This window comes from Cupriavidus taiwanensis, from assembly GCF_900249755.1.
Lineage (GTDB): Bacteria > Pseudomonadota > Gammaproteobacteria > Burkholderiales > Burkholderiaceae > Cupriavidus > Cupriavidus taiwanensis_D.
The window spans coordinates 1,881,964-1,884,139 of record NZ_LT976853.1; the positions used below are offsets into that span (position 1 = coordinate 1,881,964).

Consider the following 2,176-nt stretch of genomic DNA (forward strand, 5'->3'; position numbering starts at 1 on the left):
CATCGTCGCCAACAACGGCATCCTGTTCTCGGAGTCGGCGCTCAAGGGCGCGCACTTTATCGAGCTGTGCTGCCAGCGCAAGATCCCGCTGGTGTTCCTGCAGAACATCACCGGCTTCATGGTCGGGCGCAAGTACGAGAACGAAGGCATCGCGCGCAACGGCGCCAAGATGGTGACCGCGGTGGCGACCGCGCAGGTGCCGAAGTTCACGGTGATCATCGGCGGCTCGTTCGGCGCGGGCAACTACGGCATGTGCGGGCGCGCGTATTCGCCGCGCTTTTTGTGGATGTGGCCGAACGCGCGCATCTCGGTGATGGGCGGCGAGCAGGCCGCGAGCGTGCTGGCGACGGTGCGCAGGGACGGCATCGAAGCGAAGGGCGGGCAGTGGAGCGCGGACGAGGAGGATGCCTTCAAGCAGCCGATCCGCGACCAGTACGAGCACCAGGGCCACCCGTACTACGCCAGCGCACGGCTGTGGGACGACGGCGTGATCGACCCCGCGCAGACGCGCACGGTGCTGGGGCTGGGGCTGTCGGCCAGCCTGAACGCGCCGATCGACGAGATGAAGTTCGGCGTGTTCCGCATGTAATCGTGGCATGTCACAACGACTAGGAAGCTCAATGTTCAACAAGATCCTGATCGCCAACCGCGGTGAAATCGCCTGCCGCGTGGCCGCCACCTGCCGCCGGCTGGGCATCCGCACCGTCGCGGTGTATTCCGATGCCGACGCCGAGGCGCGCCACGTCGCCTTCTGCGACGAGGCCGTGCATATCGGCGGCGCCGCCGCGCGCGACAGCTACCTGCGCGCCGACCACATCATCGAGATGGCCAAGGAGACCGGCGCCCAGGCGATCCACCCGGGCTACGGCTTCCTGTCCGAGAACGAGGCCTTCGCCGAGGCCTGCGCCGCGGCGGGGCTGGTGTTTATCGGCCCGCCGGCGTCGGCGATCCACGCGATGGGCAGCAAGAGCGCGGCCAAGCAGCTGATGGAACAGGCGTCGGTGCCGCTGGTGCCGGGCTACCACGGCGACGACCAGGACCCGGCGCTGCTGCGCCGCGAGGCCGACCGCATCGGCTACCCGGTGCTGCTCAAGGCCAGCGCGGGCGGCGGCGGCAAGGGCATGCGCGTGGTCGAGTCGGGCGACGGCTTCGAGGCCGCGCTGGCGTCGGTCAAGCGCGAGGCGTCGGCCAGCTTCGGCGACGACAAGGTGCTGGTCGAGAAGTACCTGACGCGCCCGCGCCATATCGAGATCCAGGTGTTTGCCGACACCCACGGCAACTGCGTCTACCTGTTCGAGCGCGACTGCTCGGTGCAGCGCCGCCATCAGAAGGTGCTGGAGGAAGCGCCGGCGCCGGGCATGACCGAGGAGCGCCGCCGTGCGATGGGCGAAGCGGCGGTGGCCGCGGCCAAGGCCGTGGGCTATGTCGGCGCCGGCACGGTCGAGTTCATCGCCAATCAAGATGGCTCGTTCTACTTCATGGAGATGAACACGCGCCTGCAGGTCGAGCATCCGGTTACCGAGATGATCACCGGGCAGGACCTGGTCGAATGGCAGCTGCGCGTCGCCGCCGGCGAGCCGCTGCCGCTGGCGCAGGAGCAGTTGCGCATCGACGGCCATGCGCTGGAGGCGCGCATCTACGCCGAGAACCCTGACAAGCAGTTCCTGCCGTCGACCGGCACGCTGCGCTTCCTGCGCACGCCGCCGGCGGTGCAGTTCATGCGCGGAGAGGATGCGCATGGCCCGGCCGGCGTGCGCATCGACGCCGGCGTGCGCGAGGGCGACACCATCAGCCCGTTCTACGACCCGATGATCGCCAAGCTGATCGTCTGGGGCAAGGACCGCGACGAGGCGCTGGCGCGCATGCGCCAGGCGCTGGCGGCGTATCACGTGGTGGGGCTGTCGACCAACGTGGCATTCCTGCAGCGGCTGGTGAAGTCCGAGGCGTTCCGTACCGCCGATCTCGACACCGGCCTGATCGAGCGCAACGAGGCGGTCCTGTTCCCGCCGCCGGCGCCGGTCGGCATGGAACCGATCGCGCTGGCGGTGGCAGCGCTGCTGGAACGCGAGGCGCGCGAGTTGCGTATCGATGCCGCCGACCCGCACTCGCCGTGGACGCACGCGGGCGCGTGGCGGCTGAACGGCGGCGTGTCGCGCACGCTGCGCTTCGGCTATGG

The 2,176-nt window shown here is 69.3% G+C and carries 2 protein-coding genes; both read left to right on the plus strand.

All coding sequences use genetic code 11. The features are described from left to right. Positions 1-589, plus strand: a 589-nt coding sequence (locus CBM2594_RS08610) for a carboxyl transferase domain-containing protein (RefSeq protein ID WP_290367789.1), incomplete at its 5' end; no start/stop codon positions are given. Between the two features lie 31 nt (positions 590-620). Then, a partial coding sequence (locus CBM2594_RS08615) for an acetyl-CoA carboxylase biotin carboxylase subunit (RefSeq protein WP_116356468.1) occupies positions 621-2,176 on the plus strand: 1,556 nt, incomplete at its 3' end.